We start from the raw sequence: 19,949 nt of genomic DNA on the forward strand, positions 1-19,949 counted from the left end.
GCCGCGGCCCTCAGGGGCTGACGGCCAGGAAGAGGTAGGCGGCCATCAGCACCAGGTGGACACCGCCCTGGAGCAGGGTCGCGCGGCCCGGGGCGATGGTGAGGGCACTGACCACGACGGTCAGGGTCAGCAGCACCATGTGGAGGGGATCGAGGCCCAGCAGGAGCGGGCCGGAGAGCCAGATCGAGGCCAGCGCGATGGCGGGGATGGTCAGGCCGATACTGGCGATGGCCGAGCCGTAGGCCAGGTTGAGGCTGGTCTGGACGCGGTCGCGGCGGGCCGCGCGGACGGCGGCCAGGGTCTCGGGCAGCAGGACGAGCAGAGCGATGATCACACCGACGACGGCGCCCGGCAGTCCGGCCGCCGCCACGCCCTTCTCGATGGTCGGGGAGACGGCCTTGGCGTCTCCGACGACGGCGACGAGTGCGACGAGCAGCAGGCCGAGACTGACCAGCGCGGCCCGGGCGGTGGGCGGCGCGGCGTGCTCGGTGCCGTCGGCGGGTGCGCCGCCGCCCGCCGGCGCCGCCGTCCGGGCGCGGCCGTCGCGGTCATCGCGTACGCCGCCTCCGCCTGCCGTGTCCACCGGCAGGAAGTAGTCCCGGTGCCGGACCGTCTGGACGGTGACGAACAGGCCGTAGAGGGCGAGCGAGGCGACGGCGGCGAAGGTCAGCTGGGCGGTGGAGAACTCCGGTCCGGGCTTGCTGGTGGTGAAGGTCGGCAGTACGAGGCTGAGGACGGCCAGCGTCGCGACGGTGGCCAGGGCCGCGCCGGAACCCTCGGCGTTGAAGACGGCGACGCGGTTGCGCAGGGCGCCGACCAGCAGGGACATGCCGACGATGCCGTTGCAGGTGATCATCACGGCGGCGAAGACCGTGTCCCGGGCGAGGGAGGCGGTCTTGTCGCCGCCGTCGGCCATCAGGGTGACGATGAGCGCCACTTCGATGACGGTGACGGCCACGGCGAGGACGAGGGAGCCGAAGGGTTCGCCGACGCGGTGGGCGACGACCTCGGCGTGGTGCACGGCCGCCAGCACCGCTCCCGCGAGGCAGAGGGAGACCAGGGCCACCGCGTATCCGGGCAGGTCGCGTCCCCAGGTGAGGACGAGCGCGACGAGCGCCACCACGGGGACCACGACGGTCCAGTCGGTCAGGGGTGATCTGCTCGTTGCCGTCCGCATACGGGCCAACCTGCCAGATGCGTGCCGTGCGTGCGCCGCACGGCGCGCGTGCGTCCCCGACGTGGCGCTTCCCTCGGGATGCCCGGGCGCCGCGGCCGGGGGCCCGGGCGCGGCGGCCCGCGACCCACCGCGGACCTCACGCGGCCGGGGGCCGCCCCCGGAGGGGATCGGCCGGAACAACGGCCGGCCCCGGACGCCTCGTCACATCGCGCGCTCGCGGCCCTCCCAGTACGGGTCGCGCAGCCGGCGCTTGTAGAGCTTGCCGTTCGGGTCGCGCGGCATCGTCTGGATGAAGTCGACCGTCTTGGGCCGTTTGTAGCCGGCGAGCTGCCGCTCGCAGTGGTGCAGGATCTCCGCGGCCAGGGCGTCGCCCGCCACGAAGCCCTCCGCCGGTTCGATGACCGCCTTGACCTCCTCGCCCCAGTACGCGTGCGGGATCCCGAACGCGGCGGCGTCCGCGACCGCCGGATGGGTGAGCAGGGCCGACTCGATCTCGGCCGGGTAGATGTTCACCCCGCCCGAGATGATCATGTCGATCTTCCGGTCGCGGAGGAAGAGGTAGCCCTCCTCGTCCAGCAGGCCCAGATCGCCGACGGTGAAGAAGTCGCCGATGTGGTTCTTCCGCGTCTTGCCCTCGTCCTTGTGGTAGCTGAAGCCGCCGGTGTTCATCTTGATGTAGACGGTGCCGAGTTCACCGGCGGGCAGCCGGTTGCCGTCGTCGTCGAAGACGGCCAGCTCACTGATCGGCCATGCCTTCCCCACCGTTCCCGGCCTCTTCAGCCATTCCTCGGCGGTCGCGAAGGCGCCGCCGCCCTCGCTCGCCGCGTAGTACTCCTCCACGCACCTCCCCCACCAGTCGATCATCGCCCGCTTGACGTGGTCGGGGCAGGGGGCGGCCCCGTGGATGGCGTGCCGCATCGAGGAGACGTCGTAGGCGTCCTTCGTCTCCTGCGGGAGGGCGAGCAGCCGGTGGAACTGGGTCGGGACCATGTGGGTGTGCGTGCAGGCGTGCCGGTCGATCAGGCGCAGCATCTCCCGCGGGGTCCACTTGTCCATCAGGACCAGCGGGTGCCCGATGTGCAGGGCCGCGCCCGCGAACTGCAGGACGGCCGTGTGGTAGAGCGGTGAGCAGACCAGGTGGACGTTGCCGTCGAAGGGCCGGATGCCGAAGATGCCGAGGAAGCCGCCGAGGTAGGTCTCCTCCGGGAGCTTGCCCGGCAGCGGGCGGCGGATCCCGCGCGGGCGGCCGGTGGTGCCGGAGGTGTAGTTCATGACCCAGCCGAGGGTGCGCCCGGCGGGCGGCGTCGCGGGTTGCCCGTCCAGGAGGTCCCCGTAGGGGCGGAAACCGGGGACGGTTCCGACGGCGTAGCGGTGGCTCGCGGGCAGGTCTGCCTCGTCGGCCGCCGCGGTGGCGGCCTCGGCGAACCGTTCGTGGCTGACGAGGACCTTGGCACCGGAGTCGGACACGATCCAGGCGATCTCCGGACCGACCAGGTGGTTGTTGACGGGGACCAGGTAGAAGCCGGCCTGGGAGGCGGCCAGGTAGGCGGTGAGGAACTCGACGCCGTTGGGCAGGACGACGGCGAAGACGTCCCCCTGCTCCAGACCGGCGGCTCGCAGGCCGTGGACGAGGCGGTTGACGTCGGCGTGCAGCCGGCCGGCGCTCCACTCCTCGCCTTCGGGCGTGACGAGGACCGTGCGGTCCGGGTCTGCGGCGGCCTGCGCCCAGAATCCGTTGGGGGGCTGCTCGGTCACGCGGATCACGCCTCTCGGACTCGGCCGGCGATGCGGTTGAGACGGTCGACGGCGCGCTCGAACCCCGCCGTCAGGTCGTCGAACACCGCTTGGACGCTGCGCTCTTCGTTCATCCGGCCGACGATCTGGCCGACGGGGGTGCCCAGCAGCGGCTGGACCTCGTACTTCTGGATCCGGGAGACGGCCTCGGCGACGAGCAGGCCCTGCAGCGGCATGGGGAGTGCGCCGGGGCCCTGCGGGTCGTCCCAGGCGTCGGTCCACTTGGTGCGCAGCTGGCGGGCGGGCTTGCCGGTGAGGGCGCGGGAGCGGACGGTGTCGCCGGAGCCCGCGGCGAGGAGCTTCTCGGTGAGGGCTCGGGAGTGGAGGTCGGCCTCGGTGGTGGTGAGCCAGAGCGAGCCGAGCCAGGCCCCCTGCGCGCCGAGGGCGAGGCCGGCGGCGATCTGCTCGCCGCTGCCGATGCCGCCCGCGGCGAGGACCGGGAGCGGGGCGACGGCCTCGACGATCTCGGGGACCAGGACCATGGTGGCGATGTCCCCGGTGTGCCCGCCGGCCTCATAGCCCTGGGCGACGACGATGTCGATGCCCGCCTCGGCGTGGCGGCGGGCGTGCTTGGCGCTGCCGGCGAGGGCGGCGACGAGGACGCCGTGGTCGTGGGCGCGGGCGATGACGTCGGCCGGCGGGGAACCCAGCGCGTTCGCCAGGAGTTTGATGGGGTAGTCGAAGGCGACGTCGAGCTGGTTGCGGGCGACCTGCTCCATCCAGCCGGTGATCCGCCAGCCGGAGGCCTCGCCCTCGGCGAGCTCGGGCACGTGGTGCTTGGCGAGGGTGTCGCGGACGAACTGGCGGTGGCCGGCCGGGATCATCGCCTCGATGTCGGCTTCGCTGATGCCGTCGACGGCCTTCTTGGCGGGCATGACGACATCGAGGCCGTAGGGCTTGCCGTCGGTGTGCGCCTGCATCCAGTCGAGGTCGCGTTTGAGGTCGTCGGGTGCGGTGTAGCGGACCGCGCCCAGCACGCCGAATCCGCCCGCCCTGGTGATGGCGGCGGCGACCGCCGGGAAGGGCGTGAAGCCGAAGATGGCGTGCTCGACTCCCAGTTTCCTGCTCAGCTCCGTCTCCATGGGCCGCAGGATGCCGCAGCCCGGCAGCCGAGGGAAGAGGTTTTCTGATAGAGCGTCAGATTCTTTGCGGCCCGGTTGGTGCGGAGGGTGCCCACCGGGCGGGCAGATACCCACTAACGTGCGGCGCGCCGGGCCGGACGCCGGCCTCCCCGGAGCCCTGAGGCGCATCCGGCTTCCGCGCGCGTGCACGGCGTGGCTGTCCCGGGCGGAGGCCGGGTGCGTCCCCGGAGGGCCGGTCCGGGGCGGCGCCCCGGGGAGCGGCGCGGCAGGCGGACTCGGACGGTGACAGGAGGGCCGGACATGGCAGCAGGTACGGGGGCCGGCGGATCGACGGACAGGACAGCCCCGGCAGCGGTCCCGCCGGGGCCGGGGCCGGGGCGGCCAGGACCGGAGCCCGGGGACGGGCACGGGTACGCGCGAGGCGACGGGCGAGGCGACGGGCGAGGGCCGGGAAAACAGCCCGGACCCGGGCCCCTGCATGGGACCGGGCGAGCCGACGGGCAAGAGCCGGCTGCGGTACGGGTTCTGAGTCGGCGTCGCCTCGGCGCCCGCCTGCTCGCGCTCGGCGGTGTGCTCGTCCTGCACGCCGCCCTGCCGGGCGGCCCCGGCAGCCCCGCGGCGGCCTCCGGCGGCCCGGCCGAGCGGCGCGACCTGCAGGGTCTGCGGCTGCGGTACGGGTCCGCGCGCCAGGCCGGGCTGCTGGACCGCCACCTCGAAGAGGTGGCGGACGAGGCACGGCGGTTCCTGGGCCCCTCCCCCGAACACCCGCACTACGCCGGCGCGGTGGTCCTGGCCGGCCGCGGCCGCACCATCGCCCTGCACCGCGCCATGGGCGACGCCGTGCGGTACGCGGACTACGACGGGCGGACCGGCCGGGCACGCGAGTTCCCGGCGGCCGAGCGCATCGCGATGGCCGAGGACACCGTCTTCGACCTGGCCTCGCTGACGAAGCTGTTCACCTCCGTCCTCGCGGTGCAGCAGATGGAGCGGGGCCGGCTGGAGCTGGAGGCACCGGTGCGCAGGTACCTGCCGCTCTTCACGGGCGGCGGCAAGGAGCTCGTCACGGTCCGCCAGCTGCTCACGCACACCTCGGGGCTGCGTTCGTGGGCGCCGTTCTACCGGGAGTCCACGCGCGAAGGCCGGCTGGGCCTGCTGTGGTCGGTGCAGCCGCAGGAGACCCCGGGGAGCGTCTACCGGTACTCGGACCTCAACCTGATCACCCTCCAGCTGCTCCTGGAGGAGATCACCGGTCGCACGTTGGACGTCCTGCTCCGGGAGGAGATCACCGCTCCGCTCGGGATGAAGCGCACCCGCTTCAACCCGCCCCGCTCCTGGCGCCGGGTCACCGCCGCCACCGAGGTGCAGCGCCCGCCCTGGTCGGGCCTGGACCGCGGGCTGGTGTGGGGCGAGGTGCACGACGAGAACGCCTACGCGCTCGGCGGCGTCGCGGGCCACGCGGGGGTCTTCGGCACCGCGTTCGACCTGGCCGTGCTGGCCCGCGCCCTCCTCGACGGCGGGGTGTACGCGGGCCGCCGCATCCTGCGCCCCGGCTCCGTCGAACTGCTCTTCACCGACTACAACACCGCCTTCCCGGGCGACGACCACGGCCTCGGCTTCGAGCTCTACCAGCACTGGTACATGGGGGCCATGGCCACACCGAACTCCGCCGGCCACACCGGCTTCACCGGCACCTCCCTCGTCCTCGACCCCTCCACCGACTCCTTCCTGATCCTGCTCGGCAACTCCGTGCACCCCGTCCGCACCTGGCGGGCCGGCAGCGCGCCCCGGGTCGCCGTCGGCAACCGCTTCGCCCGCGCCGTCCCGGTCCGCACCAGGCACGGCGGCCCGGCCTGGTTCTCGGGGATCACCCCCGCGGCCTCGGGCACCCTGACCCTGCCGCCGCTCACCCCGGCGACGGCCTCCGCCCGGCTGCGCTGCGCGCTCTGGTGGGACACCGTGCCGGGCGAGGGCGCCCTGCACCTCGAGGTCTCCTCCGACGGGGGGCGCTGGGAGCCGCTGCCGTTCAGCACGCTGCGCTCCACCGGCGGCGTTCCCGAGAGCTGGCCGCGCGGTGCGGCCGACGGCTGGTCCGGGCGGATCTGGCACCGGCTGGAGGCCCCGCTCACGGCGGCCCGGGCGGGCCGGGAGGTCCGCCTCCGCTTCCGCCATTCGGCGAACGGGCGGTACGTGGGGCGCGGGGTGTACGTGGACCTCATCCGGGTCGCGGAACCGGCCCGGCTCCTCTTCGCCGAGGACCGCCCCGCCGACGCCGCCCGGCTCGAAGCGGTCGGCTGGGTGCGGTCGTCGGACTAGAGCGCGTCCGGGTCCCCGGCGCCGTCGCGCTCGAGGAGGGACGGGCGGGGCGGGGTGGGCCGCGGGTCCGGCCAGGAGAGTGCCGCGTCGATCATCCGGCGGGTGACGGAGGTCAGTTCCGCCAACTCCGGCGCCGGGCGGGAGCGGGCGAAGGCACCCGCCAGCCGGTCGTAGAGGATCCCGTCGGCCCAGGCGATCAGCAGGTCGGCCGCCTCCTCGGGACGGTCCGCGCCGAGGGCGGCGAGGATCCCCGCCGCCCGGGCCCGCGCACCGCGGCCGGCCTGGTGGAGGTCCGCCTCCAGCTCCGGGTTGCGGGCCGCCTCCAGGCTGAGTTCGAAGCGGGCCAGCTGGCGGGGGCGGCCCGTCGTCAGCCAGCGGTGCAGCAGCCCGGCGAGCGCCGCCGCGGCCGTCTCGCGGTCCAGGGGCGCGGGCGGGGCGGGGGCGGGGGCGGACCTGCCACCGTCGAGGGGCGCGGGGGGCGCGAGGAGGGGCGGCCCGTCCGCGTCGAGGTCCGCGAGGTCCAGCTCGGCGAGCCGCTGGTAGCAGGCGGCGATCAGCGCCGTGCGGGTACGGGCGTAGTAGGAGGTGCTGCCCGCCGGCAGGCCCGCCGCCGCGTCGACGGCCCGGTGGGTCAGCGCCCGCAGGCCGCCCGAGGCGACGAGGTCGATCGCGGTGTCCGCGATGAGGGTCCTGCGGTCGGGACCGCGGTCTGGGGTGGGCGTCGAGGACATGAAGCCACTCTACAGATGTAGAGCAACCTCCGGAGGAATGGCGGCGTGTCCGGAGGCGTTGGGCTTCGTTGTTGAGGTTCGTGGACCGTTCGACGCGAAGGCAGGCGAATCGCATGACGACCGAGATCGACTGGGACCACCCGACCGACCCCCGGCCCGGCAGCTGGCAACGCGACCACGTCAGGCAGTACGTGGAGTCGAACGGGTCCGAGGGCCATGACTGGAACGGCACGCAGACCCTGTTGCTCACCACCGTGGGCCGGGTCTCCGGGAAGCCGGTGCGGACACCCCTGATCTACGGCGAGGACGACGGCCGGTACCTGCTCGTCGCCTCCAAGGGCGGCGACCCGGCGCACCCGCTGTGGTACCGGAACCTGATCGAGCACCCCGAGGTCCGCATCCAGGTCGGCCCGACGATCATGCAGGGCACGGCCCGCACCGCGACGGCCGAAGAACGCGCCGCGTATTGGCCGGTGATGGTGAAGCACTGGCCCGCCTACGACGAATACCAGACCAAGACCAGCCGGGAGATCCCGATCGTCGTGATCGAACCGGCCGACGCCGGCCGGTAGGCCGGGCGGTCAGTGCCCCAGCACCGCCATCGCCGCGTTGTGCCCGGGGACCCCGCTGACCCCTCCGCCGCGGACCGCCCCCGCACCGCACAGCAGTACGTTGCGGTGGGCGGTCTCCACGCCCCAGCGCCCGGAGTCCCCGTACGGCCAGGACAGGTCCCGGTGGAAGATGTGGCCGCCGGGCAGCCGCAGTTCGCGCTCCAGGTCCAGCGGCGTCTTCGCCTCGATGCACGGACGGCCGTCCGCGTCGAAGGCGAGGCAGTCGGTGAGCGGTTCGGCCAGGTGCGCGTCGAGTTGCGCGAGGGTGGCGGTCAGCAGCACCTCCCGGGCCTGCCGGTTGTCCCGCGCGAACAGCCGGGCCGGGGTGTGCAGGCCGAACAGGGTGAGCGTCTGGTAGCCCTGCTCGGCCAGTTCCGGTCCGAGGATCGTCGGGTCGGTCAGCGAATGGCAGTAGATCTCGGACGGCGGTACGGAGGGCAGTTCCCCGGCCGCCGCCTCCGCGTGGGCCCGGGCCAGTTCGGCGTAGCCCTCGGCGATGTGGAAGGTGCCGCCGAAGGCCTCGCGCGGGTCGACGGCGGTGTCCCGCAGCCGGGGCAGCCGCCGCAGCAGCATGTTCACCTTGAGCTGGGCGCCCTCCGGCGCCGGCTGCGCCGGTGCCCCGCCGAGCAGTTCGGCGAGCGCCCTCGGGGAGGCGTTGACCAGCACCGTGCGGCCGACGGCCCGCCCCTCCCCCACCGCCGTGCGGAACACCACCTCGGCCGGGGCGGCGCCGTCCGTGTCGATGCGCAGTACCTCGTGCCCGACGGCGATCTCCGCCCCGGCCGCCCGCGCCGCCCCGGCCAGCGCGTCGGTGAGCGCGCCCATGCCGCCGACGGGTACGTCCCAGTCCCCGGTGCCGCCGCCGATGACGTGGTAGAGGAAGCAGCGGTTCTGCGCCAGCGAGGAGTCGTGCGCGTCCGCGAAGGTACCGATCAGTCCGTCGGTCAGGACCACGCCGCGCACCAGGTCGTCGGCGAAGTGCCGTTCCACCGCCTCGCCCAGGGGCTCTTCGAACAGCATCCGCCAGGCCGCGTCGTCGTCGATCCGGGCGCGCAGGGCCTCCCGGGTCGGGAGGGGCTCGGTCAGGGTCGGGAAGACCTTCCCGGCGACGCGGCCGGTGGTCCCGTAGAAGGACCGCCAGCTCTCGTACTCCCGGTCCGAACCGGTCAGCCGGGCGAAGGACTCCCGGGTGCGCGCCTCGCCGCCACCGACGAGCAGCCCGCCCGGGCGGCCGTCGCGCAGGGTGGGTGTGTAGGAGGAGACGGCGCGCTTGCGGACCTCGAACCGCAGCCCCAGATCGCGCACGATCTTGGCGGGGAGCAGGGAGACGAGGTACGAGTAGCGCGAGAGGCGGGCGTCGACCCCGGCGAAGGGCCGGGTGGAGACGGCCGCCCCGCCGGTGTGGCCGAGCCGTTCCAGGACGAGCACCGAGCGGCCCGCCCGGGCCAGGTAGGCGGCTGCGACCAGGCCGTTGTGGCCCCCGCCGACGATCACCGCGTCGTAGACGTCGTGCCCGAACCCGCTGGAGCCCCGCATCGCTGTCATGGCTCTTGGTAACACACCTGGCCCAGGCGCTCCAGACAGTGGGCCTCGTCGGCGTGGGCGAGCGCGGTGTCGGGATGCGCGTCGCCGAGGGCCCGCTCACGGATCCCGGAGAGTTCCCGGTAGACGGGCAGCGCCTCCTCCCAGCGGCCCAGGCGGCCCAGCCCGGCGGCGAGTTCGCGGCGGCTGGCCAGGGTGTCGGGGTGTTCGGCGCCGAGGACCGCGGCCCGTGCCTCGCCCACCGCGCGGGCCTCGGCCACCGCCTCCTCCCAGCGGTCGAGGCGGCCCAGGTTGACGCCGAGGACGTGCCGGGCGCGCAGGGTCTCGGGGTCGGCGGCCCCGTACGCGCGGGTGCGGTCGCGGACCAGCGCCCGGAACAGGTCCAGGGCCTCGGCACTGCTCCCGGTGCGGCCGAGCGCGATGCCGACCTCGTAGCGGGCGGCCAGGGTGTCGGGGTGGTCGCGGCCGAGCACCCGTTCCCGTACGGCGGCCACCTCGCGGAACGCGGCCAGGGCCTCCTGCCAGCGCTCCAGGCGGCCGAGCGCGTACGCCGCCTCGTAGCGGGTCAGGAGGGTGTCGACGTGCTCGTCGCCGAGGACGGCCGCCCGGTCGGCCGCGACCGCGGCGGCGGTGGTGTGGGCCTCGGCGAACCGGCCGAGGGCGCCGAGGGCGCAGGCCAGGTTGTGGCGGCAGCGCAGGGTGTCGGGGTGGAGCGCCCCCTCGGTGCGTTCGCGGGCGACGAGGACCGCGCGGTAGATCGCGTACGCCTCGGCGTGCCGCCCGAGCCGGCCCAGTTCGTAGGCCGCCTCCTGGCGCGCGGCGAGGGTGTCGGGGTGGTCGGGGCCGAGCACCCGGGCCCGGCCGTCGGCCACGGCCTCGTACTGGGCGAGGGCCTCCTCGGGGCGACCGGCCCGGCTGAGGGCGAAGGCGCGGGTGTGGCCTGCGGCCAGGGCGTCGGTGCCCTTCTCGCGGGGGCCCGGCAGGCGCGCGGACCCGTACGGGGCGGTGAGGCGGGGGTCCGCCGCGGGCGCGGGACGGACGATCCGCTGGGCGCCGCTGGGCCGTGCGGCCGTCCAGGCACCGGTGAGCACGGCCCACTGGCCGCTCGCGGGGCGGGCGTCGGTCCCCGCCTTGCGCCCGGCGGTCATGCCCTGGGCCCAGGCGGGGAGGGGGGCGTGGGCCCCTGCCGGACCGCCCGGCCGGAGGCGGCCCTCGACGAGCCTGCGGTGCAGGTGGCGGGCGTCGCCGGGCCGGTCCTCGGGGCGTTTGGCGAGGAGGTCCAGAACCACCCGCTCGAAGGAGGCGGGCAGTTCCGGCCGGTGCTCGCGCAGCGGCACGGGGTCGGTGTCGCGGTGGCCGACCAGCACGGACCAGGAGTCGCCGAGGTCGAAGGGCGGCGCACCGGTGGCGATCTCGTAGAGGACGCAGCCGAGGGAGTAGAGGTCGCTGCGGTGGTCGACCTCGCCGCCGGCGATCTGCTCGGGCGACATGTAGTGCGGGGTTCCCATCGCCATGCCGCCGCCGGTGAGCTTGGCGGTGAAGCCGATGTCGTGGGCGAGGCGGGCGATGCCGAAGTCGCAGATCTTCACGGTGCCGTCGGTGAGCCGCATGATGTTGGCCGGCTTGAGGTCGCGGTGCACGACGCCCTGCTCGTGGGTGTAGCCGAGGGCGGCCGCGAGCTGCTCCGCGATGTCCACGACCACGTCGACGGGGAGCGGGCGGGTGTCGTTGTCCTCCAGGAGCTGGCTGAGGTTGCGGCCTTCGAGGAGCTCCATGACGAGGTAGAGGGGGCCGCCCGCGGCGCTGTCGTCGCCGAAGTCGTGGACGACGGTGACGCCCCGGTGCTGGAGTGAGGCGGCCACGCGCGCCTCCCGGCGGAAGCGCTCGCGCAGCACCTGGGTGAAGTGGGCGTCCTGTTCGGTGCCGATCGGTTTCAGACACTTCACGGCGACCTGCCGGCCCAGCGATTCGTCCCGGGCCCGCCACACCTCGCCCATGCCGCCGCGGCCGATCAGGTCGAGCGACCGGTAACGCCCCTGGATCAGTCCGGACTCCGCCATCGCTTGAAGTCGCCCCCGTTGTCGTGCCTCGCCCTCCCCGGCCGGTCCAGTATGGCCGCTGATGTACGCAGTGTGTACGGGGAGGGGCGACTCGCGGGGCCCATGCGGCGCATCGCTTTCAAGATGTGACCTGGGGGGAGCTGCCAGCGCAGACCTGCGGGAACGGTGCGCAGCGCGTGTCCGGTGAGACGCAGGCGTCGGGTGATGACCCGTGGGGAGGGTGCGGGTCGGCCGTAGAGCTGGTGCGCCCAGCCGGGGAGGGATCCGTAGGCCAGGTCGGCGAGCGGCCGCCACAGCAGGTTTCGGCCAGGGACGAGGAGCGGGTGGACGGGCGGACCGCGCAGGAAGTCGTCGACGGCGTGGGCGTCGGCCCCGGCGGCAAGCTCGGGGCGGACCTCCTCGAAGTACGCGGCGAGCCGCGCGGTGTCGGAGGGGACGGCGGCCGGGTCGAGGCCGACGAGGCGGGCGTTCACCCGGTTCTCGTCGACGTAGCGGTCGGCCTGGGCGGGGGTCAGGGGGACGCCGGAGCGGCGCAGGACGTGCAGGAAGCTGTCGATCTGGGCGCAGTGGATCCACAGCAGCAGCGCGGGTTCGTCGACGGGGAAGCGCGCGCCGGTCTCCGGGTCGGTGGCGGAGAGCGTGCGGTGGATGGCCCGGACGCGAGCGCCGGCGCGTTCGGCCTGCGCGGCCGTGCCGTAGGTGAGCGTGCCGACGAAGTCGGCGGTGCGCAGCAGCCTCCCCCAGGCGTCGCGCCGGAAGTCGCTGTTCTCCATGACCCCGCGGACGGCGCGCGGGTGCAGGGCCTGGAGGTACAGCGCGCGGACGCCGGCGATCCACATCATCGGGTCCCCGTGGCACTGCCAGGTGACGGACCGCGGTCCGTACAGGCCGGGGTCGGCCGCGGTGGCGCTGCCGTCCATCCGGGACCTCCATTGCCGCGCGTGCCGGTGGTTCCAGCGTACGGGCGGTGCGGGTGCGGCGGCCAGGAGACGCGGCCGGCTGTCCGGCGGGTCCGGGTGGGGACGCCCGTCGGCGGTCAGGGCGTGTCGTGCCAGGCGAACGCCGAGATGCGCCAGCCCTGCGGGGTGCGGACGAACTGGATGGTCTTGGTGCCGCCTCCCTCGAGGGGTTCGCCGTCCAGGATGCCGGACTTGCGGTAGGTGCCGAACCGGGAGGCGATGTCGCCGGCGATCTCGGTCCGTTCGGAGGTCTCCCATTCGGCGAACTCGAGCAGCCGGCCGTCCGCCAGCAGCCGTTCGCGGGGCCGGATGAACTCCTCCACCGTGTAGACGGTGAAGTCCGGCCCGGCCATGACGATCACCCCGCCCGGCACGACCAGCCGGCGGATCCGGCCCACGTCGGCGGCCTTCCCGCCCCGGTTGTCGAAGGCACCGAAGAACTCGGCGGTCACCGCGTCGATCTCGCTCTTGGACATGCGCCCGACGGTAACACCTGCGTTCCGCACGCCTGTTCGCAGCGGACTCGGGGAGCCGTCCGGGCCGGTCAGCGGCGGACGCGGGGCATTCCGAGGCCGATCCAGGAGATGATCTCGCGCTGGATCTCGTTGTTGCCGCCGCCGAAGGTGAAGATCACGGCGCTGCGGTAGCCGCGTTCGAGTTCGCCGTGCAGGACCGCGCCGGCGGAGCCGTCCTTCAGGGAGCCGGCCGTGCCGACGACCTCCATCAGCCAGGCGTAGGCGTCGCGTCGGGCCTCGGAGCCGTAGACCTTGACCGCGGAGGCGTCCTGCGGGGTGAGGGTGCCGGCCTGGACGGCGCCCACCATCTGCCAGTTGAGGAGCTTCATCGCGTCGAGCCGGGCGTGGGTGCGGGCGAGGCGGCCGCGGACCCAGGAGAGGTCGATGACGCGCCGGCCGTCTGCGAGCTTCGTCTCGGCGGCCCAGCGCGAGACGTCGTGCAGGGCGCGGATGGCCATGGTGCCGTGGGCGGCGAGGGTGACGCGCTCGTGGTTGAGCTGGTTGGTGATCAGGCGCCAGCCCTTGTTCTCCGGGCCGACGCGGCGGGTGGCCGGGACGCGGATGTTCTCGTAGTGGCTGGCGGTGGTGTCGTGCGAGGCGAGGGTGTTGATGAGGGTGCAGGAGTAGCCGGGATCGGAGGTCGGCACCAGGAGCATGGTGATGCCCTTGTGGGCGGGGGCGTCCGGGTCGGTGCGCACCGCGAGCCAGACCCAGTCGGCGGTGTCGCCGTTGGTGGTCCAGATCTTCTGCCCGTTCACCACGTAGGTGCCGGTCTCCTCGTCACCCTCGCGGACCGCCTTGCACCTGAGCGCGGCGAGGTCGGTGCCGGCGTCCGGCTCGCTGTAGCCGATGGCGAAGTCGATCTCGCCCGCGAGGATCCTGGGCAGGAAGTACGCCTTCTGCTCGTCGGTGCCGAACTGCATGAGGGTCGGCCCGACGGTGTTGAGCGCCATCAGGGGCAGCGGTACGACGGCCTGCGCCGCCTCGTCGAAGAAGATGAACTGGTCCATGGGGGACATCCCGCGGCCGCCGTACTCCTTCGGCCAGCCGACCCCGAGCCAGCCGTCGGCGCCGAGCCGGCGGATGGTCTCCCGGTAGAACCGCTTCTGGGCGGACGGGTCCTCGTAGCGGGCGTAGACGTCCTCGGGCACCAGGTCGGCGAAGTAGGCGCGCAGCTCGGTGCGCAACCGCTGCTGCTCAGGCGTGTATTCGAGGTGCACGGCCCCTCCGGGTGTCTCGCGGTCCAGCCGGTCGCTGTGTGGCGGCGGTCAGATTAGAACCAGTTCCAGAAATTCGGAAGGGGCGGGACGCGCGGGAGGGGGCCGTGCGGCGGCGGTCGCGGACGCGGACGCGGTGCTTCGGGGCTTTCAGGTCAGGGCGTTGATCATGGCCGTGGCCGTCGCCGCCATCGCGGTGCGGGCGGCCGTCAGGTAGGGGCGGGGGTCCGCCGGGGTGAGGTGGGTGCGGATCGCCTCGGTCATGGCCACGTTCAGGGCGGTTCCGATGTTGACCTTGCGGATGCCGCCGGCGACGGCCGCCGCGAGCTCCGCGTCCGGCAGCCCCGAGGAGCCGTGCAGGACCAGCGGCACGTCCACCGACTTGGCGAGCCGGGCCAGCAGCGCGTGGTCGAGGGAGGCGGTGCGGCTGGTCATCGCGTGGCTGCTGCCGATGGCGACGGCCAGCGCGTCGACCCCGGAGTCGGCGACGAACCGGCGCGCCTCGTCGGGGTCGGTACGGGCGCCCGGGGCGTGCGGGTCCAGCGGTGCCGCGCCGTTCTTGCCGCCCACTTCGCCCAACTCCGCCTCGATCCACAGCCCGTTCGCGTGCGCCCAGTCGGCGGCGGAGCGGGTCGCCTCCAGGTTCTCGGCGTAGGGCAGGTGCGCGGCGTCGTACATCACCGAGCCGTATCCCGCGTCGCCCGCCCGGCGCAGCAGGTCCGGGCTCTTGACGTGGTCCAGGTGCAGACCGACCGGGACCCCGGCGGCCTCGGCGCAGGCGGCGGCCGCGCGGGAGATCGGCAGCAGCCGGCCGCCGCGGAACTTCACCGCGTTCTCGCTCAGTTGGAGGATGACCGGCCGCCCGGCCGCCTCGGCGCCGGCGACGACCGCTTCGGCGTGCTCCAGGGTGATGATGTTGAAGGCGGCGACGGCGCGGCCCGCGCCCGCCGCCTCGCGGACGAGCGTGCCCGCGGGGACGAGGCTCATCGGACCGCCTCCTCTCCGGACTCGAGGATCACCGAGCGGGTGAGGTGGCGCGGTGCGTCGGGGTCCAGCTGCTGGTGCGCGGCGACGGCGAGGGCGAGGCGGTGGACCCGCACCAGTTCGGCGAGCGGGTCGAGGCCGCCCGCCACCCACTGGGCGCCGGTGGCGCGCACCTGCGCGGCGAGCCCGTCGGGGGCCGCGCCGAGCGACCAGGTGGCGGTGCCGGGACCGGAGACGCTGATGGGACCGTGCCGGTACTCCATCGCGGGATAGGACTCGGCCCAGGACAGCGACGCCTCCCGCATCTTCAGCGCGGCCTCGTGCGCGAGGCCGACGCTCCAGCCACGGCCGAGGAAGGTGAACTGCCCCCGGCTCGCGAGCTCCGCGGGCAGCGGCTCGGCGAGCGCGGTGCGGCCGTCGGCCACCACGGCGGAGGTGTGCAGCCCGGCGTGGGCGCGGAGGAGGGTGAGGGCGGTGGTGGCGAAGCGGGTCTGCACCACGGACCGTTCGTCGGCGAAGTCCAGGACGACGAGTTCGTCGGCGAGGGTCATCACCGGGGTCGCGGGGTCGCCGACCACGGCGGTCGTGGGCACGCCGGCGTCCCGCAGGGCGGCCAGCAGGTCGAGCACCTCGGTGGTGGTGCCGGACCGGGTGAGCGCGACGACCCGGTCGTAGCGGCGGTGGCTCGGGAACTCAGAGGCCGGGAAGGCGTCGGTCTCGCCCTGGCCGGCCTCCTCGCGCAACACGGCGGCCGCCTGGGCCATGTAGTACGACGTCCCGCACCCGACGATCGCGGTACGCTCCCCCGGCTGCGGCAGCACCGACCGCCGGGCCGGGGCCAGTTCGGCGGCCCGCTCCCAGCATTCCGGCTGTGTGGCCAACTCGTGCGCGACGTGACTCATGCGGCTCCCTCGAACGGCAGACGACTCTTGATGCGTTTTCCTGCAAGGTAGCGGCCTGTTTCGCACAACTTCAAGCATCAACGACGTGATCGCCTGGGTTAATCTCGGCGGGTAGGCCGAAGGAGCACACGAAGGGGGCGGCCGATGACCCGCAAGGAGCGCTGGCAGGCGCTGCTGGACCTGCTGGTGGAGCGGGGCGAGGTGGAGGTGGAACCGGCCGCGGAGGCGCTCGGGGTGTCCGCCGCGACCATCCGCCGCGACCTGGACCAGCTCGCCGAGCAGCAGCTGCTCGTGCGCACCCGGGGCGGCGCCGTAGTGCACGGCGTCTCCTACGAACTGCCCCTGCGCTACCGCACCTCGCGCCGCGCCGCCGAGAAGCGCCGCATCAGCGAGGCGGTCGCCGCCCTGATCACCCCGGGCGAGGTGGTCGGCCTGACGGGCGGCACCACGACGACCGAGATCGCGCGCGCCCTGGCCGGCCGTGCGGACCTGGCCCAGGGCTCCCCGGCGCTCACCGTGGTGACCAACGCCCTCAACATCGCGGGCGAGCTGGTGATCCGGCCGCAGTTCAAGATCGTGCTGACGGGCGGGGTGGCGCGTCCGCAGTCCTACGAGCTGACCGGACCGCTCGCCGAGCAGGTGCTCGGCCAGCTCGCGGTGGACACCGCGGTGCTGGGCGTGGACGGCTTCGACCCGGCCGACGGGGCGGCGACCCGCCACGAGGACGAGGCGTCGGTCAACCGCCTGCTGTGCGAGCGGGCCCGCCGGGTGGTGATCGCGGCGGACTCCAGCAAGCTGGGCGTCCGCGCCTTCGCCCGGATCTGCGCGACCTCCTCGGTCGACGTCCTGGTGACCGACACGGGCCTGTCGGCCGCCGTGGCACGTGAGTTCGAGGCGGCGGGAGTGGAGGTGGTGCGGGCGTGAGCCGGGCCGACGACCGCCCCCGCGCTTCCCCGGCACCGGCCGACGGCGCCCTCCGCCTCACCGTGCTCGGCAGCGCGACGCCGTACCCGACCGCCGGCAACCCCTGCTCCGGCTACCTGGTCTCCGGGGGCGGCACCCGTGTCTGGATGGACGCCGGCAGCGGCACGCTGGGCCCGCTCCAGCGCCACGCCGGACTCGGCGAACTGGACGCCGTCTGGATCTCGCACCTGCACGCCGACCACAGTGCCGATCTGCTGACCGCGTACTACGGCCTGCTGTTCGCCGACGTACGCCGTGCGGCGCCGCTGCCGCTGTTCGGCCCGCCGGGCATCGCCGACCGGCTGGCCGGGTACCTCACCAACGGCGGTGCCCGCAGCCCCGTCGAGTCCGCCTTCGAGATCCACGAGCTGTCCGACGGGCACCGGGCGCCGGTCGGGGCGCTCACGCTCACCAGCCGCGCCGTGGCGCACGGGATGCCCGCCTTCGCCGTCCGGATCGAGGCGGGCGGCCGGGCGCTGGTCTACTCGGGGGACACCGCTCCGTGTACCGCGCTGACCGATCTCGCCGAGGGGTGCGACCTGCTGCTGTGCGAGGCGGAGAGCGCCCGGCGCCCGGAGCGGGAGGCCGAGCACGTGCACCACACGCCCGAGGAGGCCGGCAGGACGGCGGCCGCCGCCCGCGCGGCCCGGCTGGTCGTCACGCACGTGGGCCGGGGCCTGACCCCCGGGGAGGCGGTGGCGCGCGCCGCGGCGCACTACGCCGGCCCCGTCGCCCATGCCGCGCCGGGGACCGTCTTCACCCTGGACGGCTGATCACCGCAGCCGGGGGGCGGGCGCGGGCTCCGGCCGCCGGGAACCGGTCAGTGCGCCGGCAGCCGCTCCGACTCCCGGACCAGAGCAGCCAGGACGGGTGCGACGAGCGGGTGGGTCTCGCCGCCCCGGCGGGTGGCGGCGAAGACCCGGCGGGTGGCGGCCGGACCGGAGACGGGACGGACCTGGACCTCCTTGAGGTCCATGCCGCGCAGCGCCGAGCGCGGTACGAGGGCGACCCCGGCCCCGGCTCCGACCAGGGCCGTCACCGCGCGGAAGTCGTCGGAGGAGTGGACGAACCGGGGCGCGAAGCCGGCCAGCTCGCAGGCGAGCAGCGTCACGTCGTGGCACGGGTTGCCGGGGTACTGCCCCACCCAGTCCGCGTCGGACAGGTCGGCCAGCGCCACCGCGGGCAGGTCCGCCAGGGGGTGCCCGGCGGGCAGGACGGCGTCGAAGGGCTCCGCGTACAGGCGCAGGACCGACAGCCGGGCGTCGTCCGCACCGGGGCCGCCGCGGTACTCGACCGCCAGGGCCACGTCCGCCTCGCCGTCCAGCAGCAGCGGCAGGCTCTGGTCGCCCTCCGCGTCCCGCACCCGCAGCCGGATCCCGGGGTGCTCCAGCGCCAGCCGGGCGATGGCCGGGGCGAGCACCTCCGCGATGCCGGTCGCGAAGGCGGCCACGGTCACCTCGCCCGCCGAACCGCCCGCGTAGGCGGCGAGTTCGGCCTCCGCCCGCTCCAGCTGCGCCAGCACCTCGTGCGCGTGCCCGAGCAGGATCTCACCGGCCGCCGTGAGGCGGACACCGCGGCCGCTGCGGGTGAGCAGCGCGTGGCCCGTCTCCTGTTCCAGCGCCGCGAGCTGCTGGGAGACCGCGGAGGGGGTGAGGTAGAGGGCTGCGGCCGCGGCGGTCACCGTACGGTGGTCCGCCACGGCCCGCAGGATGCGCAGCCGGCGGGGGTCGATCACCCCGCCATTGTCTCAGGCCGCGTCCGTCCCCAGCGCCGCGCGGGCGTCGGTGAACGCGGCGACCGCGCGCTCGACGTCGGCGGTCGAGTGGGCCGCCGAGAGCTGCACGCGGATCCGCGCCGCGCCCATCGGCACCACCGGGTAGGAGAAGCCGATCACGTAGACGCCGCGCTCCAGGAGCAGCTCGGCCATCCGGGCCGCCTCGGCCGCGTCGCCGATCATGACGGGGGCGATGGCGTGGTCGCCGGGCAGGATCTCGAAGCCGGCCTCGGTCATCCGGCTGCGGAAGAGCGCGGTGTTCGCGGCGAGCCGCTCGCGCAGGTCGTCCGCCGACTCCAGCAGGTCGAGGACCTTCAGCGAGGCCGCCGTGATGACCGGGGCGAGGGAGTTGGAGAAGAGGTACGGGCGCGAGCGCTGACGCAGCAGCTCGACGATCTCGGCGCGCGCCGCGACGTAGCCGCCGGAGGCGCCGCCCAGGGCCTTTCCGAGGGTGCCGGTGATGATGTCGACGCGGTCCATGACCCCGTGCAGCTCCGGGGTGCCCCGGCCGCCGGGGCCGACGAAGCCGACGGCGTGCGAGTCGTCGACCATGACCATGGCGTCGTAGCGCTCGGCGAGGTCGCAGATCTCCTGGAGCGGGGCGACGTAGCCGTCCATGGAGAAGACGCCGTCGGTGACGATGAGCTTGCGGCGGGCGCCACCCTCGGCGGCCTCCTTCAGCCGCGTCTCCAGTTCGGCCATGTCGCGGTTGGCGTAGCGGAAGCGGCGGGCCTTGGACAGGCGGATGCCGTCGATGATCGAGGCGTGGTTGAGGGCGTCGGAGATGACCGCGTCCTCGGCTCCGAGCAGGGTCTCGAAGACACCGCCGTTGGCGTCGAAGCAGGAGGAGTAGAGGATCGTGTCCTCCTGGCCCAGGAACGCCGACAGGCGCGCCTCCAGCTCCTTGTGCACTTCCTGCGTACCGCAGATGAAGCGCACCGAGGCCATGCCGTAGCCCCAGCGGTCGAGGGCGTCCTTGGCGGCGGCGACGACCTCGGGGTGGTCGGCGAGGCCCAGGTAGTTGTTGGCGCAGAAGTTGAGCACCTCACCCGCGGCGCTGTCGCCCCCGCCCGCGGTGACGGCGACGGCCGCGTTCTGCGGGGTGCCGATGACGCGCTCGGGCTTGTGCAGGCCGGCGGCGCGGATCTCGTCGAGGGTGGTGCGCAGGTCCTCGCGGACGGACTCGAACATGGTGCGGTTCTCCTTGTGCGGCGGAGGGCGGCGGACGGCGGGGGGCCGGGCCCCGCGGAGGGGTGCGGGGCCCGGCGGGGGAAGGGGTCGGCGGGGAGAGGGCCGGGCGTGGGAGGGCCGGCGTGCGAAGGGCT

At 74.4% G+C, this 19,949-nt stretch carries 17 protein-coding genes; 4 read left to right on the forward strand and 13 right to left on the reverse strand.

What is annotated here, in order from left to right:
* Positions 1-10: 10 nt before the first annotated feature.
* From AC07FY_RS15395 to AC07FY_RS15405, 3 genes are all read right to left on the reverse strand, one after another.
* A complete protein-coding gene (locus AC07FY_RS15395; protein WP_479005843.1) occupies positions 11-1,177 on the reverse strand; it encodes a calcium:cation antiporter in 1,167 nt (388 codons plus the stop codon).
* Between the two features lie 201 nt (positions 1,178-1,378).
* Complete coding sequence (locus AC07FY_RS15400) at positions 1,379-2,932, reverse strand: acyl-CoA synthetase (RefSeq protein ID WP_479005846.1); 1,554 nt, start codon at positions 2,930-2,932, stop codon at positions 1,379-1,381.
* A gap of 5 nt (positions 2,933-2,937) precedes the next feature.
* Entirely contained in the window at positions 2,938-4,053 is a 1,116-nt protein-coding gene (locus AC07FY_RS15405; protein ID WP_479005849.1) for an NAD(P)H-dependent flavin oxidoreductase, read from the reverse strand.
* A 474-nt stretch (positions 4,054-4,527) separates the two neighbouring features.
* Between AC07FY_RS15405 and AC07FY_RS15410 the strand changes: the two genes are divergently transcribed.
* Positions 4,528-6,366 carry a serine hydrolase domain-containing protein gene (locus AC07FY_RS15410; RefSeq protein ID WP_479006344.1) on the forward strand — a complete coding sequence of 613 codons (1,839 nt, stop codon included), beginning with the start codon at positions 4,528-4,530 and terminating at the stop codon, positions 6,364-6,366.
* On the opposite strand, the gene AC07FY_RS15415 is transcribed toward AC07FY_RS15410, so the two are convergent.
* The gene (locus AC07FY_RS15415; RefSeq protein WP_479005851.1) at positions 6,363-7,097 is read right to left on the reverse strand and encodes a TetR/AcrR family transcriptional regulator; all 735 of its coding nucleotides are present in this window, start codon (positions 7,095-7,097) and stop codon (positions 6,363-6,365) included. The two genes, AC07FY_RS15410 and AC07FY_RS15415, sit on opposite strands and share 4 nt — an antisense overlap.
* 113 nt (positions 7,098-7,210) lie before the next feature.
* Between AC07FY_RS15415 and AC07FY_RS15420 the strand changes: the two genes are divergently transcribed.
* Positions 7,211-7,669 (forward strand): nitroreductase family deazaflavin-dependent oxidoreductase, encoded by a 459-nt coding sequence (locus AC07FY_RS15420; RefSeq protein ID WP_479005854.1) that lies wholly within the window; start codon positions 7,211-7,213, stop codon positions 7,667-7,669.
* 9 nt (positions 7,670-7,678) lie between these two features.
* On the opposite strand, the gene AC07FY_RS15425 is transcribed toward AC07FY_RS15420, so the two are convergent.
* From AC07FY_RS15425 to AC07FY_RS15455, 7 genes are all read right to left on the reverse strand, one after another.
* Positions 7,679-9,253: a phytoene desaturase family protein gene (locus AC07FY_RS15425; protein ID WP_479005857.1), complete on the reverse strand. Its 1,575-nt coding sequence runs from the start codon at positions 9,251-9,253 to the stop codon at positions 7,679-7,681.
* Positions 9,250-11,310, reverse strand: a complete 2,061-nt coding sequence (locus AC07FY_RS15430) for a serine/threonine-protein kinase (protein WP_479005859.1) — start codon at positions 11,308-11,310, stop codon at positions 9,250-9,252. The genes AC07FY_RS15425 and AC07FY_RS15430 overlap by 4 nt, the downstream gene beginning before the upstream one ends.
* On the reverse strand, positions 11,292-12,230 hold the full coding sequence (locus AC07FY_RS15435) for an oxygenase MpaB family protein (RefSeq protein WP_479005862.1): 939 nt from the start codon (positions 12,228-12,230) through the stop codon (positions 11,292-11,294). The genes AC07FY_RS15430 and AC07FY_RS15435 overlap by 19 nt, the downstream gene beginning before the upstream one ends.
* Positions 12,231-12,346: 116 nt before the next feature.
* Positions 12,347-12,745 (reverse strand): Cif family virulence factor, encoded by a 399-nt coding sequence (locus tag AC07FY_RS15440; protein ID WP_479005865.1) that lies wholly within the window; start codon positions 12,743-12,745, stop codon positions 12,347-12,349.
* Positions 12,746-12,813: 68 nt separating this feature from the next.
* Positions 12,814-14,004: an acyl-CoA dehydrogenase family protein gene (locus AC07FY_RS15445; protein ID WP_479005868.1), complete on the reverse strand. Its 1,191-nt coding sequence runs from the start codon at positions 14,002-14,004 to the stop codon at positions 12,814-12,816.
* Positions 14,005-14,151: 147 nt separating this feature from the next.
* Positions 14,152-14,988, reverse strand: coding sequence for a class II fructose-bisphosphate aldolase (locus AC07FY_RS15450; RefSeq protein ID WP_479005871.1), 837 nt, complete (start codon positions 14,986-14,988; stop codon positions 14,152-14,154).
* Positions 14,985-15,887, reverse strand: a complete 903-nt coding sequence (locus AC07FY_RS15455; RefSeq protein ID WP_479005873.1) for an SIS domain-containing protein — start codon at positions 15,885-15,887, stop codon at positions 14,985-14,987. Before AC07FY_RS15455 ends, AC07FY_RS15450 begins: the two co-directional genes overlap by 4 nt.
* 144 nt (positions 15,888-16,031) lie before the next feature.
* On the opposite strand from AC07FY_RS15455, the gene AC07FY_RS15460 reads away from it, so the two are divergent.
* Positions 16,032-16,811, forward strand: coding sequence for a DeoR/GlpR family DNA-binding transcription regulator (locus AC07FY_RS15460; RefSeq protein ID WP_479005876.1), 780 nt, complete (start codon positions 16,032-16,034; stop codon positions 16,809-16,811).
* The gene (locus AC07FY_RS15465; RefSeq protein ID WP_479005878.1) at positions 16,808-17,623 is read left to right on the forward strand and encodes an MBL fold metallo-hydrolase; all 816 of its coding nucleotides are present in this window, start codon (positions 16,808-16,810) and stop codon (positions 17,621-17,623) included. The genes AC07FY_RS15460 and AC07FY_RS15465 overlap by 4 nt, the downstream gene beginning before the upstream one ends.
* A gap of 47 nt (positions 17,624-17,670) precedes the next feature.
* On the opposite strand, the gene AC07FY_RS15470 is transcribed toward AC07FY_RS15465, so the two are convergent.
* Positions 17,671-18,585, reverse strand: a complete 915-nt coding sequence (locus AC07FY_RS15470; RefSeq protein ID WP_479005881.1) for a LysR family transcriptional regulator — start codon at positions 18,583-18,585, stop codon at positions 17,671-17,673.
* A 12-nt stretch (positions 18,586-18,597) separates the two neighbouring features.
* Entirely contained in the window at positions 18,598-19,815 is a 1,218-nt protein-coding gene (locus tag AC07FY_RS15475) for a glycine C-acetyltransferase (RefSeq protein ID WP_479005884.1), read from the reverse strand.
* Positions 19,816-19,949 lie beyond the last annotated feature (134 nt).

The sequence above is a fragment of the Streptomyces sp. NPDC045967 genome, from assembly GCF_056430495.1.